Annotated in this window: 11 protein-coding genes; 7 read left to right on the top strand and 4 right to left on the bottom strand. The window is 62.5% G+C overall.

What is annotated here, in order from left to right; genetic code table 11:
* Nucleotides 1-12 precede the first annotated feature (12 nt).
* From RMO89_RS15060 to RMO89_RS15045, 4 genes are read left to right on the top strand one after another with little or no spacing between them, the layout of a single operon-like run.
* Complete coding sequence (locus RMO89_RS15060; protein WP_310534115.1) at nucleotides 13-891, top strand: NAD(P)-dependent oxidoreductase; 879 nt, start codon at nucleotides 13-15, stop codon at nucleotides 889-891.
* Nucleotides 888-1,856: an SMP-30/gluconolactonase/LRE family protein gene (locus RMO89_RS15055; RefSeq protein ID WP_310534113.1), complete on the top strand. Its 969-nt coding sequence runs from the start codon at nucleotides 888-890 to the stop codon at nucleotides 1,854-1,856. The genes RMO89_RS15060 and RMO89_RS15055 overlap by 4 nt, the downstream gene beginning before the upstream one ends.
* Nucleotides 1,853-2,695: a MaoC family dehydratase N-terminal domain-containing protein gene (locus tag RMO89_RS15050; RefSeq protein WP_310534112.1), complete on the top strand. Its 843-nt coding sequence runs from the start codon at nucleotides 1,853-1,855 to the stop codon at nucleotides 2,693-2,695. The genes RMO89_RS15055 and RMO89_RS15050 overlap by 4 nt, the downstream gene beginning before the upstream one ends.
* Nucleotides 2,692-4,167 carry an aldehyde dehydrogenase gene (locus tag RMO89_RS15045; RefSeq protein ID WP_310534111.1) on the top strand — a complete coding sequence of 492 codons (1,476 nt, stop codon included), beginning with the start codon at nucleotides 2,692-2,694 and terminating at the stop codon, nucleotides 4,165-4,167. The genes RMO89_RS15050 and RMO89_RS15045 overlap by 4 nt, the downstream gene beginning before the upstream one ends.
* 610 nt (nucleotides 4,168-4,777) lie before the next feature.
* Here the strand turns inward: RMO89_RS15045 and RMO89_RS15040 are convergent.
* Nucleotides 4,778-5,587 carry an IclR family transcriptional regulator gene (locus RMO89_RS15040; RefSeq protein ID WP_310534110.1) on the bottom strand — a complete coding sequence of 270 codons (810 nt, stop codon included), beginning with the start codon at nucleotides 5,585-5,587 and terminating at the stop codon, nucleotides 4,778-4,780.
* A 114-nt stretch (nucleotides 5,588-5,701) separates the two neighbouring features.
* Between RMO89_RS15040 and RMO89_RS15035 the strand changes: the two genes are divergently transcribed.
* Both RMO89_RS15035 and RMO89_RS15030 read left to right on the top strand, forming a co-directional pair.
* Nucleotides 5,702-6,016 (top strand): L-rhamnose mutarotase, encoded by a 315-nt coding sequence (locus tag RMO89_RS15035; RefSeq protein ID WP_310534109.1) that lies wholly within the window; start codon nucleotides 5,702-5,704, stop codon nucleotides 6,014-6,016.
* Nucleotides 6,017-6,245: 229 nt separating this feature from the next.
* Nucleotides 6,246-9,320: a TonB-dependent receptor gene (locus RMO89_RS15030; RefSeq protein ID WP_310534108.1), complete on the top strand. Its 3,075-nt coding sequence runs from the start codon at nucleotides 6,246-6,248 to the stop codon at nucleotides 9,318-9,320.
* A gap of 108 nt (nucleotides 9,321-9,428) precedes the next feature.
* Here RMO89_RS15030 and RMO89_RS15025 read toward each other — a convergent pair whose 3' ends face one another.
* Genes RMO89_RS15025 through RMO89_RS15015 form a run of 3 tightly spaced genes read right to left on the bottom strand, consistent with a single transcriptional unit; the run spans nucleotide 9,429 to nucleotide 13,841 of the window.
* A complete protein-coding gene (locus RMO89_RS15025) occupies nucleotides 9,429-11,333 on the bottom strand; it encodes a hypothetical protein (protein ID WP_310534107.1) in 1,905 nt (634 codons plus the stop codon).
* A 16-nt stretch (nucleotides 11,334-11,349) separates the two neighbouring features.
* On the bottom strand, nucleotides 11,350-12,786 hold the full coding sequence (locus RMO89_RS15020; protein ID WP_310534106.1) for a glycosyl hydrolase family 28 protein: 1,437 nt from the start codon (nucleotides 12,784-12,786) through the stop codon (nucleotides 11,350-11,352).
* Nucleotides 12,783-13,841, bottom strand: a complete 1,059-nt coding sequence (locus RMO89_RS15015) for a PKD domain-containing protein (RefSeq protein WP_310534105.1) — start codon at nucleotides 13,839-13,841, stop codon at nucleotides 12,783-12,785. The genes RMO89_RS15020 and RMO89_RS15015 overlap by 4 nt, the downstream gene beginning before the upstream one ends.
* A 189-nt stretch (nucleotides 13,842-14,030) precedes the next feature.
* Between RMO89_RS15015 and RMO89_RS15010 the strand changes: the two genes are divergently transcribed.
* Nucleotides 14,031-15,392, top strand: a complete 1,362-nt coding sequence (locus RMO89_RS15010) for an oligogalacturonate lyase family protein (protein ID WP_310534104.1) — start codon at nucleotides 14,031-14,033, stop codon at nucleotides 15,390-15,392.
* Nucleotide 15,393: the final 1 nt, after the last annotated feature.

Here is a 15,393-nt window from a genome sequence, read left to right as displayed (position 1 = left end):
GAGATGAGGCATATGAACAGCAAGTCCCCCATCGCCTTCATCGGCCTGGGTGCCATGGGATCGGGCATGTGCGCCAATGTGGTCCGCAAGCACGGCGGGCGCGTGGCGGTGTTCGACCTCAATCCCGAGGCCGTCGCGGCGCAGGTTGCGCATGGCGCATCGGCCGCCGGTTCGGTTGGCGCGGCGGTGCACGAGGCGGAGGTGACCTTTCTATCACTCCCCGGCGGGCGGCAGGTGGCGGCGGTCTGCGAGGAGATCGCGGTGAACGCCCAGCCCGGTGCGGTGGTCATCGACCTCTCCACGACAGCGGTTGCCGATGCCCGCGCCGTCGCTGCGCGGCTAACCCAGAGTGATATCGCCTTTGCCGACGCCCCCGTGGCCCGTGCGCGGCAGGCGGCGATCGACGGTACGCTGTCGATCATGGTCGGCGCGGACGAAGCTCTGTTCGCCCGCATCCAGCCGCTGCTCGCTTATATGGCCAGCGATGTGACCCATTGCGGCGATGTCGGCTGCGGGCAGGTGGTCAAGCTGATCAACAACACCTTGCTGTTCGAACAGGTCGCCGCGCTCGCCGAAATGATGGTCGTGGCCGAGCGGGCCGGCGTGACGAACGAAAAACTGATCGAGGCGGTGGGCCTCGGCTCGGGCAATTCCTTTGCGCTGCAGAACCACGGACGCAAGGCGATGGCCCCGCGCATGTTCCCGGAAAAGGCCTTCCCGATGGACTATGTGCTCAAGGACATGGGCTATACCATCGAACTTGCCGGCGAGATGGGCGTCGAACCGCGCATGGCGAACCGGGCGGCCGAATACTACAAGGCGGCGATCGATGCCGGGATCGGCCCGAAGTACTTTCCCGCTATCATCGAGCTGGTGGAGGGGAAGGCGTGAAGCACCTGACGCTCAACTACCGCGTCGTCACCGATGGGCTGATTTTCCCCGAAGGCCCGATCGCTATGGCGGACGGATCGGTGCTGGTGGTAGAGATCAAGGGCGGGCGGCTGATCCGCGTCCAGCCCGATGGCAGCAAGGAGGTTGTCGCCGAACTCGGCGGCGGGCCGAACGGCGCGGCGATCGGCCCGGACGGGGCCTGCTACGTCTGCCAGAACGGTGGCTTCCATTGGCTGAAGGAAGACATCTTCGGCGTAAAGGGCTACGACCGCCCACACGGCCGCGCGCACGATTACATCGGCGGTTCGATCCAGCGGGTCGATCTGGCGACGGGCGAAGTCACCACGCTTTACACCCACTGCGATGGCAAGCCGATCAACGGCCCCAACGACATCGTCTTCGATGCCCAGGGCGACATGTGGTTCACCGATCACGGCAAGACCTATGACGGGGTGATGGATCAGGGCGTGATCTATCACGCGGCCATCGATGGCTCGCGCATCCGGCAGGCCGTGTTCCCGATGCTCACGCCCAACGGCGTCGGCCTCTCGGCGGACGAGCGCACGCTCTATGTCTCCGAGACCGAGACCGGGCGGCTGTGGCAATGGCCGGTCACCGGGCGGGGTGAGGTCGGCAAGCTGGCTTGGCCATCGCCCAATGGCGGCACGATGATCGGGCAGGCAAGCGGCTACCAGCGGTTCGATTCGATGGCAGTCGAGGAATGCGGCAACATTTGCGTCGGCACGCTCGTCACCGGCGGGATCACCGTGTTCTCGCCCGAGGGTGAAAAGCTCGAATACTGGCAGGGGCCAGAGCCTTATTGCACCAACATCGCCTTTGGCGGGCCCGACATGCGCACCGCCTATATTACCGTTTCCGGCCACGGCCTGCTGATCGCGGTGGACTGGCCGCGCCCGGGCCTGCCCCTGCTCCATCAACGCACATCCAAGGAACCAGCACAGTGAGCGCATTCAACGATTGGGTCGGCCGCAGCCAAACCGTCACCGACGTGCTGGAACCGGCGCGCAGCAATGCCCTGCGCGTGGCGCTGGGCGGCAAGGGCGACCTGCAGGCGGGCGATGCCCTGCCGCTGCTGCACCACTGGCTGTACTTCTGGAACGTGAAGCCCCAAGCGGAACTCGGCAGCGATGGCCACCCGGCCAAGGGCGGGTTCCTTCCCCCGGTGCCGCTGCCGCGCCGGATGTGGGCGGGCGGACGGCTGAAATTCCTAGTTCCGCTCCGCCTTGGCGACATGGTCACCAAGACCTCCACCATTACCTCGGTCACCGAAAAGACCGGGCGCAGCGGCACGCTCGTCTTCGTTACTGTGCGCCATGACCTCAGCACCGATGCTGGGCTGTCGGTCAGCGAGGAACAGGACCTTGTCTATCGCGATCCCGCATCGGCCATGCTGCCTCTGCCCGTCGCCGCACCCGCGCCCGCTGCGGCATGGGCCGAGACGATCGAGCCCGATCCGGTGCTGCTGTTCCGCTATTCGGCGCTGACCATGAACGGGCACCGCATCCATTACGACCGCCCCTATGCGATGGGCGAGGAGTGCTATCCCGCGCTCGTCGTTCACGGACCTTTGCAGGCGACCCTGCTGATCGACATTGCCAGCCGGAACCTCTCCGCGCCGGTCACCAGCTTTGCCTTTCGCGGACAGGTCCCCGCCTTCTCGGGCGCGCCGTTGCACGTTTGCGGCAATCCTGGCGAGGAGGGCGCGGAGGTCTGGACGCAGCAGGGCGGTGAAAAGAACATGGTGGCAAGCGTCGGCACTGCGGCGCTGGATGGTGCGGCATGACGCAGACCTACCAGCTTTTTATCGACGGCAAGTGGCGCGCCGGCGCGAGCGGCGAGACCATGCCTGCAGTCAATCCCTACAACCAGGAGGTTCACGCCCGGATTAGCGTTGCGGCTCCCGGTGACGTAGCCGATGCCGTCGAAGCGGCACGGCGGGCGGCACCTGCATGGGGCCGGTCGCTTCCCGGCGCGCGGGCAAAGCTGCTGAACCGGCTCGCCGACCTGATCGAGGGCGATGCCGAGCGGCTCGCGCTGCTGGAAACGACCGACAACGGCAAGGTCATCCGCGAGACGTCGAACCAGATGGGCTATGCCGCCCGCCTGTTCCGCTATTACGCCAGCTGGGCTGACAAGGTCACCGGCGATGTCGTGCCGCTGGATGTTGCCGATACGGCGGGGCTTGTCTTGCACGAACCGTTCGGCGTGGTGGCCTGCATCACGGCGTGGAATTCGCCGGTCGCGATCCTGTGCAACACGATGCCCGCCGCGTTGGCGGCAGGCAATTGCGTGATCGCCAAGCCGAGCGAACATGCCTCGGTCACCACGCTGGAAATCGCGCGGCTGGCCGAGAAGGCGGGTTTCCCCGCCGGGGTATTTCAGGTGGTCACCGGTGCGGGCGATACCGGCGCGGCGCTGACTTCGGACCCGCGCATCGACAAGATCAGCTTCACCGGCAGCCCCGGCATTGGCCGCGCCATCGCGGCGGCAGGCGCGGCGAACCTCAAGCCGGTCTGCCTTGAGCTGGGCGGCAAATCGCCTAACATCGTGTTCGAAGATTGCGATTTTGACCGCGCGCTGATCGGCGCCCTGGCTGGGATTTTCGGCGCGACCGGGCAGACCTGCATCGCCGGTTCGCGCCTGCTGGTCCAGCGCGGCATCTATGACCGCATGGTCGAAGGGCTGGCTACGCGCGCTGCGCAGATTGTCATGGGCGATCCGCGGCTGGCCGCGACCGAGATGGGGACGGCGGCCAACGAACCGCAGTTCAACAAGATCCTGTCCTTCATCGATGCGGCCAGAAGCGACGGCGCGCGTCTGGTTGCCGGCGGCGCGCGGGCCGATGGTCCAGGGCTGGAAAAGGGCTTCTTCGTCCAGCCGACGATCTTTGCCGACGTGCGCAACGACATGATGGTCGCGCGTGAGGAAGTGTTCGGTCCGGTCCTGTCGATCATCCCCTTCGATGACGAGGACGAGGCGGTGAGCATCGCCAACGACACCGCCTATGGCCTCGCCTCGGGCGTGTGGTCGCAGAACATCGATCGCTGCATGCGGTTGATGCGCGCGGTGAAATCGGGCGTCGTCTGGGTCAACACCTACCGGCAGGCGGCACCGCAGGTCCCCTTCGGCGGCATGAAAGATTCGGGCTATGGCCGGGTGCGAGGGGCTGCCGGCATCATGGAATGGCTGCAGACCAAGACCGTTTTCATCGACTATTCCGGCGACCGGCGCGACCCGTTCTCGATGAAGTTCTGATGGAGCACTGTGAAAGCAAACGAACTGGCTGGAGCCACAAGCCTCCAGAAAGCCAATGTCGCTTTTAGGTCACAATCCCGAGCTTCACTACTTGGTCTGTCTAGGCAGCTGGTAACTCAGTTTCGACAAGGCAAGTGCGATTGCTGATGGTTTGATCCCTCAATAAGAGATTGACTGAATAGCCCCATAATCTCTTCGTGGAGTGAGAGAGGTGGTTGGTTCGTGGGAGACGAGAGATGCGTGAACCTGAAGAGGCGATGACAGCACGGTGGTAACACTTTCCAATAATGGACGGCGGGTTTCAGCAGGCCATCTTACAACAGGTAAGGACTGCTTTGTCAGCGTCCGCTACCAAGAGGTTCGGGCACATACCTAACCCCAGGACGAGACCAAGACTCCGCCAATCTCCGCCCCGGCCTGCGCCAAATGTTCTGACGGCGGACAGCCAGCGCGTCCGTTGAGAGGCCCGATGCACTTTAGATCACGCCAACATTGGCACCTGAGGAGGCCAACGCGCCTATGAGAGCCTTCGACTTGTTGCACGTTGACCTTGTGTGTGTAGCGCTTGCAACAGACCCCGATCTCGGCGGGGAAATGCCCTCCTTCGCCTTCAGGCAACGTATCCGGTAAGGGCGCTTATGCTTCGGGCAGACTTCGATACTTCAGCGCACAGCTTGGCTACGTCAGTCTCAGCATAATATTGCGCCGCGCCAGCGATCGAAATGGCCATGACGATCTTGCCCTTCGCATTTCGTACGGGGGCAGCGATCGAGTGAACGCCGTCACCCAGTTCGCTGTCGTGGTCGACCAGTTGACGCGCCTTGGCATCGCGCATCTTTTCGATCCAGCGCTGCATTTCTGCTTCAGTGACACGTCCATTGCGAGACGCGGCATAGAGGCGTCGCAAAGTCTCTTCACCTTCATCAAGCAGCAACGCCTTGCCAAGGCCCGTCTCGGCGATGGGGCGAACGTCACCGGGGATGGTCGCGACGCGCAGGCGCTGACGGCCATTGACCCGGTCAAGGTGCCTCGACCAGTCACCTTCACGCTGACCAGCAAAGGAACAGAACCCGGTTTCTGACGAGAGACTTTCAAGGACCGGCCGGGCAAGGCGGACAAAATCGGTCTGGGATTCGGCATGCGCACCGAGCTGGAGCAACTTGGGCCCAAGGGCAAAACCGTCGGGGGTGATCGACAGATATTCACGCGATTTGAGCGCATGGGCCAGGCGATGGGCAGTCGTCTTGCTCATGCCCAGCTTGCGGGCGATATCGACTGCCTTGATCGGGCCGGCAATCACCTCGTCAAGGATATCAAGCGCGCGCATTAGGGTTTGCGCACCTTTGACGCCGACACGGGCATCCGGCTCGAGCGTTTCAAAGGGGTCGGTAATGTTTTCCATGATGGCCATATCGAACATCTGTTTCCTTGAGTCACGCCCGGAAACGAACCGCGCGCTACTGGTCTTTCGCTCTGTAATCGTCCCTTTATATGAAACAACCGAACATATCACGGACCTGAAGGGGAATTGCCAATGTCTGTCCATGCCTTTCGGATGCAGCTCAAGCCAGGCGTAATTGCCGAATATCGCCGCCGGCATGATGAGATCTGGCCGGAGTTGATCCGGCTGCTGAAGGAAGCCGGAATCAGCGATTATCGCATTTTCGTCGATCGCGGATCAGACGCGCTGTTTGCCGTACTTACGCTGGCAGAACCCAACAACCGGGATTCCCTGCCTCTCCACCCCGTCATGCAGCGCTGGTGGGACCATATGGCGGAACTGATGATCGTCGATGAAACCAACCGCCCGGCTGAGTGGCCGCTGGAGCAAGTCTTCCACCTGCCCTGAGTTATTGGAAGTCCGATTTGGTCATCCTGTTTCACAGCGTGGGACAGGAAGCAAAATGGATCGAATAAAGTCCCATATATTGGGATGTGGCTTCACATTTTCCTTTACAGTGAGCGAATCACGGTTCAGATAGATTGCGCAATCGGTGGCCAAGTCATCGATGCGGGGGATTGGATGACTGGTTTCGTTGGCGTCCACTCTCTGCTTTGCACTTTTGAGGGAGGATTTAATGAAGGGCTCGGGGGTTTCCGTTTCGCGCACGCAGTTCGGTCAGGTTTCGACCGCAACGCTTGCCATCGCACTTGCACTTGGCGCGCTTGTTCCCAGCGCTGCATTCGCTCAGTCGGCAGGCAGTGATGCTGCTGCGTCGACCGAAGGCGAAGCAACCGAAGACGCCATTGTCGTCACCGGCTACCGTGCTTCTCTCGAGAGCGCGATCGGGGCAAAGCGAGAGTCCACCAACATCGTCGATGTCATCAAGGCCGACGATATCGCCAGCTTTCCTGACGCCAATCTGGCGGAATCCATCCAGCGCATTCCCGGCGTCTCGATCCAGCGGGATGCTGGCGAAGGCCGCAACGTATCGGTGCGTGGTCTGGGCGGCGATTTCGTCCGCACCCTGCTGAACGGTGTCGAGGCGTTCTCTGCCACAACCGGATCCACGCTCGGCGTCGTCGCCGGGATCAACCGCACCCGCGGATTCGACTATTCGACCTTCGCCTCCGAACTGTTCAATTCGATCACCGTATCGAAATCGCAGTCGGCCGAAATGGACGAAGGCTCACTGGCCGCGACGATCGACTTGCAGACCGCCAAGCCGTTCGACAAATCGGGCTTCCGCGCGGGCCTTTCCGCCAACGCCGCCTATTACGACAACAACAAGTCCTGGGCACCGCGCGTGGCCGGCCTGATCAGCAATACCTGGGGTGACTTCGGTGTCCTGGTTTCCGCCGCCTATTCAAAGCGCAAGGCGCAGGAAGACGGCTATTCTGATACGTCGCAGTCTGACTATTCCGACGCACTCAACGGCTTCTGCGGTGTTGCCACCGATATCGCCGACCAGGCCGGCAGCCAGGTCGTCAACACGGCAATTCCTTTCGTCAACGCGCTGTCAGGCGCGGGCAACCGCCCGGCTGGGCAGTGCTTCTCGGGCAAGACTTCGGACCCGGTCGCCTATGCGGCGATCAACAAGCCGAACGTGTTCCTGCCGCGCAATCCCGGCCTTGGCCGCTTTGAGCTGGACCAGGAGCGCCTCGGCCTGACTGCCGCGATCCAGTGGCAGCCTTCCGATGACACGCACCTCACGATCGACGGCGTCTATTCGCGCTTCGTGCAGGACCGTACCGACTATGCCTTGTCGCTGGCTTCCAACAACCGCAACGTCAACGGCGCGTCGGCGGCCTTCCCGCTGTTCGCCGGCCGCGTCGACAGCCAGATCATGGACGTCCACGTCACGCCTTCGGGCCAGGTCGACTACATGAAGCTCAACAATGTCGACATCAAGCATATCCAGCAGAAGACGCACACCATCACCAAGACCTATTCGGCGTCGATGCATCTGGAGCACAAGTTCTCCGACACGCTGGAGCTTGACCTGCGCGGCGGGATCGCCGGATCGGACTATGACCAGCCGCTCGACGTGTTCGTTTCCTATGACGCGTTCAACCGCGACGGTTATGTCTGGGATGCGCGCAATGACGTGCGCCGCCCCTTCATCAACTATGGCTATGACGTCACCAATCCGGCCAATGTCACCTTCACCAACGCCGGAACCGGCCTGACGCCTGATATCCGCGTTACCAAGCAGACCGTGAAGAACCAGCTCAAGACCGGCGCCGGCATGTTGAAGTTCACGGCCAGCGATGCCCTGACCTTCAAGGCCGGCATGATGTACAAGGACTTCACGTTCAAGACGACGCAGGTCCAGCGCCTGTTCGCCAACAACGCTGCGCCTTGCACGGTCAGCTCGACCAGCACGGCCGCCGTTGCGGGAAGTCCGCCGGCCGCTTGCACTGGCTATACGACCTTCAACTTCGGCCAGTTTGCGACCGATTTCCCGAACCTGACTGGCCTCAGCACCAACATCACCAACTGGGGCGGACAGCTTGGCCTGCCAGCCGGTTCGGTCACCAGCTGGGTGGTTCCTGATGTCAACGCCTTCATCAGCAAGCTGGGGGTCGATTGCAATTGCGCCAACAAGTACGGCGATTTCACGCTCGCCATCAACTCGGCACTCGGCAACAACCGCGAAGTTTCGGAAAAGGATCTCGCCTTCTTCGGACAGGCCGATTTCAATGTCGATCTGGGCGGCCATGCGCTGAGGGGCAACATCGGCCTGCGCTATGTCCGCACCAAGGTTGCGGCGACGGGCTATACCTCGCTCACTTCCCAAATCACTGTGCCGAACAGCTACAATGACTGGCTGCCGTCGGTTAACCTGAACTACGAGCTCGGCACCAACCTCATGGCCCGTGCCGCCTTTGCCAAGGTCATGGCGCGTCCGGGCTTTTCGGCGCTCACCCCAGGCGGCTCGCTGAACACCAATTTCGGTGCGCAGACGGCGACGATCGGCAACCCGCTGCTCCAGCCCTATCGTGCCAAGAACTACGATCTCAGCCTTGAATGGTATCCGCAGAAGGGCGCGTTCTATGGCATTGCGCTGTTCTACAAGGACGTCGGCAGCACGATCCAGAACCTCGCTTCGCAGGAAGCCTTCGGCAATACCGGCCTGCCGCTCAGCCTGCTGCCTTCGGGTCAGGACGCGACCACGCTCTACACCGTGACCCGCTTCCGCAATACCTCGGGCGGTTCGATCAAGGGTCTGGAAATCAACGTCCAGCAGCCGTTCTCGTTCCTGCCGGGCGTGTTCAGCCACTTCGGCATCGCGGCGAACTATACCTATGTGAAGTCGCGCGTGTTCTACTACCTCTCGGCCGGCACTGCGACGACCCCGCCCAGTTCAACCTACGACGAGTTCGTCAACGTCTCGCCGCACTCGGTCAACGGCACGTTCTTCTATGACGACAGCAAGTTCTCGGCCCGTGTCTCGGTGGCATACCGCGGCGCTTACCTGACCGCGCTGCCGTTCAAGGCGGAAGTGCCTGACGGCAACTACTCCTACGCCACCACGAACGTCGATGCTTCGGTGTCGTACAAGTTCAGCAACAACCTGAAGGTCACGATCGACGCCCTGAACCTGACCAACCAGGCCGGTGACCAGTACTCGGGTGCCCTGCGCCAGTCGCAGCGCGTGTTCTCGAAGACCGGACGCCAGTTCTTCTTCGGGGCGAGCTACACCTTCTGATCTGAATACCCTCCCTGAACTGAAGGCCCGCCGGAGCGATCCGGCGGGCCTCTTTTTTTGCCAATTTGCGGGCCGGAGGAAGCCTCCGGCCAAGGGCCAAGCCTCAGCTCAGGGATTGGGAATGGTAAACATGCGGTCGTAATCGCGCCAATGGGCGTTCATCGTCCTGATCTTCTGGCGCATCGCCGCGCGCAGGTCGGGGCCAAGCCGCATGGTATATTCATCGGCGGGCGCCACCGCCAGATCGAGCAGAGGGCCTGACGTGCCGGCCAACAGCCTTTCCAGCGCCACGGTATTGTCGATTTCGGCGCGGGCAAGGTTGACCATGTCCTGCCGCGGCCAGTCCGCCTGCACGCCCAGCACCGGATTGGCCTCGGGCTTGGCGGCGATGCCGTTCACCCGGTCAAGCTGGGCCTGAAACAGCACCATGTTGTTGGCCGACCGCAGCAGGTAGATCAGCGCCTGCACGCGCCGGGCGGTGAGGTCCCAATAGGCGCGGGCTTCAGGGTCGGTGCGGCTGGCGGCAATATCCACCATCAACTTGTGAGCCTTCTCGGCCTCAGGCAGCGCGGTTTCGATGGTCTGCTGGAATAGCAACCGCGCGCCCCAGCCCTCGTACATGCGCATGGCCTGGATGTCCGCAAGATTGCTCGCCTGCTCCTCACCCCGCGCCTGAAACAGGTAGGGCTTCCAGGCGACGACTTCCTCGTCCTTCAACTCCTGCGGATAGGGCACCATCGGGCGGGCGATCCAGCGGTTCAGCACGTGGCCGAAGCGCAGCATTCCGCCGAAATCGAGCGGCTGCATGAGCAGGGCGACGCGGTCGAGCGATTGCCACGCCTCGATCAGGTTGCTCGCCTGATCCTCGCCCACTTCGCTGACAGCGAAGCCTCTCAACGCGGCGAGGCGTTGTAACCGGTCGCCCATCGGCTGGCCGGCGGTCGCCTTGAACAGGCGGTAATTGAACTGCACCGTGTCTGGCTGGCCAAGTTCATAAGCGCGGCGCGGACTGGTATTGGCCTTCACCGGCGCAAAACCGGGAACCACCAGTCCGACGACCGGATAGAACGGGCTTGCCGCAGGGCGGGCAATGGACGTTTCGAACGCCTTGCCGTCCGGGCCTTCCTTGCCGTTCACGGCGAGGCCTGCTGGCAGCTTGCGGACGATATTCTCTTCCACGTCGGGCCCGAACGTCGGGATCATCCAGCGCCGCGGTTCGATCTGGTTGATGTTGATCCGCACCTGCTTGCCCGCCGCTGCGGCGGCCTGCTGGATGTTGATCATGAAGCCCGAAACCCGGTCGGCCAGTGGACGCGCCGCGCCATCGCTATTGCCGTTCGCCCCGGGATAGAGCCCCGGATTCCACGCAAAGCCCGAACCCGCGTCCGTCGTCACCCAGATGAAGGTGTCGATGCTGGGGCACAGCCTGAGCAACTGGGTCACCGATTCGCGGTACATGGCCAGCACGTCAGGGTGATCGACGTTGGGCGCGAAATATATCTTGCGCGCGCGGAGCATGTGATCGATCCGCGCGCCGCGATATTCGGGATAGGCGACGTAGAAGTCTTCTGGCAGGACCGACGGTTCGTTCGCCGTCCAGACAGCGGTCATGCCGTTGGCGGAGATCGCCTGACAGCGGGCAGCGACCAGTCGCTGCAAGCGCCGGGAATGGTCCATGTCCATGTAAGGCTGCAGGACAGCAGGCGGAAAGACCTTGAACAGCGCGATGTGGTGCGCGAACCAGGCGGGATAGGGATCATCGCGGTCCAGTTCGAACCGCGCAATCGGCAGATTCTTGGTGACGTTCATCTGGGCCGAGCCCAGGTCCTTCATCAGCGCGGCTTCGTGGCTAAAGCGCTCGATATCCAGGCGATCGGCGGCGGCATCGGCGGCGGCATTCGCTTTCGCATCCATCATGTTGGCCGGAGCCGGCGGCCGTTCGGCCATGGCGGGTGCTGCCATGGCTGTGAGGAGCACGGCCGATGTGCCGAGCATGAGGGCCTTGATGGACATAATCTCTCCGTTCGGTTCAGTTGCGGATCAGGCGTTCGGCCACGCGCCCTTGATGGGCCGAAGTGCCCGAAAGACCTGCGTGATCAAGCGAAGGCGCGTCTTCCGCCTGCAGCAGGTGCGTGTAGTATTCAGGCGGATCGGATGCCCAGCGCATCGCGCAGTTGCGGAACGAAACGCGGTTGGCATGGCGGATGCTGACGGCCGGGGTTCCGCGCGGTTCGATCGGTTCCACCACCTTGGTCGGGCGATTATCGAACACGCCGCCGGGGTAGCGGGTGCTACGCTTGAACACGACGTTCACGCCGTCGAACGATATGTCGCTGATGCGTCCGCCGCCAAGCCCTTCGACCCGGATCGAATTTTCCGCCGTTCCCCGCACGTTTGAGACACGGACGTTGCGGATCGTCCCGACCTTGGTCGCGGCATCGCGGGGGATGGCGGTGAAGGAAATCGCCTCACCCCGCCCCCACCACGGCGCGGAGTGATACCGCGAGACAAAGGTGATATCGCGGAACGTGATGTTGCTGACCGTGCCCTTGTCGCGCAACTGGATGCACAGGCCCCGGCAGCCGCTGACGATGCGGCAACGTTCGAACACCACGTCATGAATGTCCTGATGCGTTTCGGTGCCGATCTTGAGTCCGCTGTCCTGCGTTTCGAGCACGCAGTCCGAGACCCGGATCCCGCGCGAGGGGCCGTACTGGTCATGACCGGCGGTGCACTTGATCACGATGGCATCGTCACCGCAGGTGATCCGGCAATTGCGGATGATGACGTCCTGGCAGTGATCCGGATCGATGCCGTCGCAATTGGGCACATCGGGCCGGTTGGTTATGGTGACGTGTTCTACCAGCACCTTGCGGCAGCCGAGCAGGTGGACCGTCCAGCTCGGGGCATCGTGGAAGGTCACATTGGTGATGGTCAGATTGGCGCAGTTCTCCAGCACCAGCAAACGGGGCCGGAAGCCCTTGGGGATCCACCATTCATCCGCCTTGTCATAGCGCTCCATGAACTCGAGCGAACGGCCGTCGATCGTGCCAGTGCCGCTGATCGTCAGGTCATCGGCGGCAAAGGCATGGAGCAACGCGCCCGGGCCGGAAATCCCTTCTGCCTTGAGCCCCGAAGGTGCTTCGCCGGCATTATAGTCCATCGGGTCGGCGCTGACGACCAATCGCGCGTTACCCGCCAGATGGAAGTCGATCCCGCCTTTCAACGTCAGTGCACCGGCGAGGTAAGACCGCCCAGACGCCAGCCGCACCCGCGCGCCTCCCCCCACCCGTGCGGCCGCATCGATCGCGCGCTGGATCGCCGCAGTGTCGTTGGTCTTGCCGTCACCTCGCGCACCAAACCGCTCGACCGGAAACACGCGCCTGCGCGGCTTGGCACCGAGTGCCTGCGAAGCCATCATGCCAAGTGCCGCCACCGAGGCGGCGATCATCCTGCGTCTGATCATTTCGGCGGATCTCCCGTGAACGAAACGTCCCACACCTTTTCCAGCCGCGACTTTCCGGCGGGACCGTCGACTTCCAGTGCGACAACGAACTTACCCGGTGCGGCATAGGAGTGGACCGGCGCGGCCTCGCGCGATTCCGTGCCATCGCCAAAGGTCCAGCGGCGGGACACGACCGCACCGGCAGTGTCATCGCGAAAGGCGACAGTGCGGGTCACCCGGTCAGTGATCGTGTAGGACCATTGCACCTTGAGCGGCGATGCCTGCAAAGGCATCAGGCGGAACGCACATAGGTCTGACGCTTGCCCGTACATCGTGTGCCGGGGAGAAAGATTCCAGAACGCATTCGCCTTCCCATCCGCCCCGTCGCGGTCGATCAAAGCCCAGGCCATGCCCAGGCTGCTTCCTTCTACCAGATTGGTCTCAATGGATTTTTCCGGCCCATCCGGATCGGCATGATCGAATGGCGTAATCCAGAATTCCATCACCAGCTTGCCGCGCCCACCGGGCTTCAGCCTGTGCGTGAAGGCAAAGTTGGACCAGGGCAACTGCTTGATCCAGCTCGCCTGCGGGCCCCAGGCCATGGCCTGGTCCTTGCTCCCTGGAGGCGTGAAAATGTGATAATTCTGCGCGTGGATGTTCTGGAAACGGAACCACGCATCGCTGTCGCTGAGCCCCTTGCCCAGCTCCGGATGGAACCGGGCAATCAGCGGCCCGCCCGATGCGTCGCCATCCACGACCAGTTCGAAGATGTCGTTGCGCAGGCCGGAATGCCCGAAATCCCAGTAATCGTCGCTGACTTCGTAGAGGAAGTAGAGCCGGTTCAATCCCTTGACCCAGCCAACCTTCACCGATCCTGAAATACTGGCCGGGTCGGGCTTGCGACCAGAGCCATCGTCTGCCGCAAGGCGGTTCACACCAATGGTCGCATCGGGACCGACCCTTGCCCAGTCGGAGGTATCGCCATCGATGCGCGGAATCGCGTCGGAGGCAAACTGGTGAACTGCAAAAGGCCCACAAGGCAACTGCGCCACAGCTGCACCGGGCGATGCCAGCAAAAGCAGACACGCCGCCCAAGTCGGCCTGACATTTTGAAACCTCTCCATCGTCGAACCTGCATTTAGGGGGTTCACATTGTGGTGCTGAGTGTTACAAATTGGAAATTAGAAGTCAAACGCGATTCCGCGAAATCGATACTCGCGGCGTTTCGATCAATGCAGCAACGACTGCGAAGGCGGGGGATGTCCATGCTGAAGGCTCGTAATATTATGGCGCTTGCCTGCCTGCTTCTGCTGGCACCGGCACAGGCAGCATTGTCGGCACCCCCGGCAGTGCCCGGCGTGCCGGCGATGGCAAGCTGGATTGATGCCAAAACAGGCCACCGCATCATGCGGCTCAGCGATGAGCCCGGGGCGAGCGCGCTCTACTTTAACGAGAACGCCTACACACCGCAGGGTGACAAAATGGTCTACCGCACCGACCGGGGAATCTGGTCGGTCGACCTTCCCGGCTGGAAACAACGCCTGCTGGTCCCTGGCAAGGACCTGCAACTGCTATTCACCGGCCGCAAAAATCGCACCGTCTACTATGCTGTACGCGGTGCGCCGGAAGCCGGCGGTCCTTCGGGCAAGGACGGCGATACCCGGCCGATGCAGGTCTGGCTGGCCGATCTCGACAGCGGAAAGACGCGCAAGATCGCCGATCTGCGCGGCGCGACCGTTTCGGCGCTCAATGCCGATGAAACGCTGCTCGCCGGCGTCTCCGCCGAACGGGCGATGCAGCTTCAGCCTGGCGCCGCTCCGCGTGAAGCCGCTTTCGGGCAAGCCGCCTATGCCGCCAATGGACCCGACGGCAAGCCGCTGACCTTTGCCGAGGCCAAGGAAGTACGGCTCAATGACCGGCTCGAAGCGAAGATTCCGATGGAAATTTTCACTATCGACGTGCGCACCGGGGAACGGCGGACGGTGACCAAGTCGACCGACTGGCTCAACCACCTGCTGTTCTCGCCCACCGACCCCAACCTGCTTATGTATTGCCACGAAGGCCCATGGCACAAAGTCGACCGCATCTGGACTGTCGACCTGCGCGGCGGAAAGCCCACCAAGATTCACACCCGCACGATCAACATGGAAATCGCCGGGCACGAATTCTGGGCACCCGACGGCAAGACCATATGGTACGACCTGCAGACCCCACGCGGCGAGGTGTTCTGGCTGGCAAGCTATGATCTCGCCACCGCCAAGCGCCGCTGGTACGCGGTCGACCGCAACGAATGGTCGGTACACTTCAACATTTCGCCCGACCAGAAGGTGTTCATCGGGGACGGCGGCGACAACGAAATGGTCGCCCATGCGCCCGACGGCAAGTGGCTCTACCTTTTCAGCCCACGCGAGATTCCCGATGTCGCGGGCATCCATGCGCCGGGCGCCGAGAGCCTGATAACTCCGGGCACGCTCGATTCCGAAAAGCTCGTCGACATGAGCAAGCACGACTACCGCCTCGAACCCAATGCGCGCTTCACGCCCGACATGAAGTGGCTGGTGTTCCGATCGAACCTGGAAGGCCGACCCGGCGTCTATGCCGTGGAAGTGGCGAAGACGGGCAACTGAG

Source organism: Novosphingobium sp. (genome assembly GCF_031424035.1).
Lineage (GTDB): Bacteria > Pseudomonadota > Alphaproteobacteria > Sphingomonadales > Sphingomonadaceae > Novosphingobium.
This window is presented reverse-complemented; position numbering and strand designations above follow the sequence as displayed.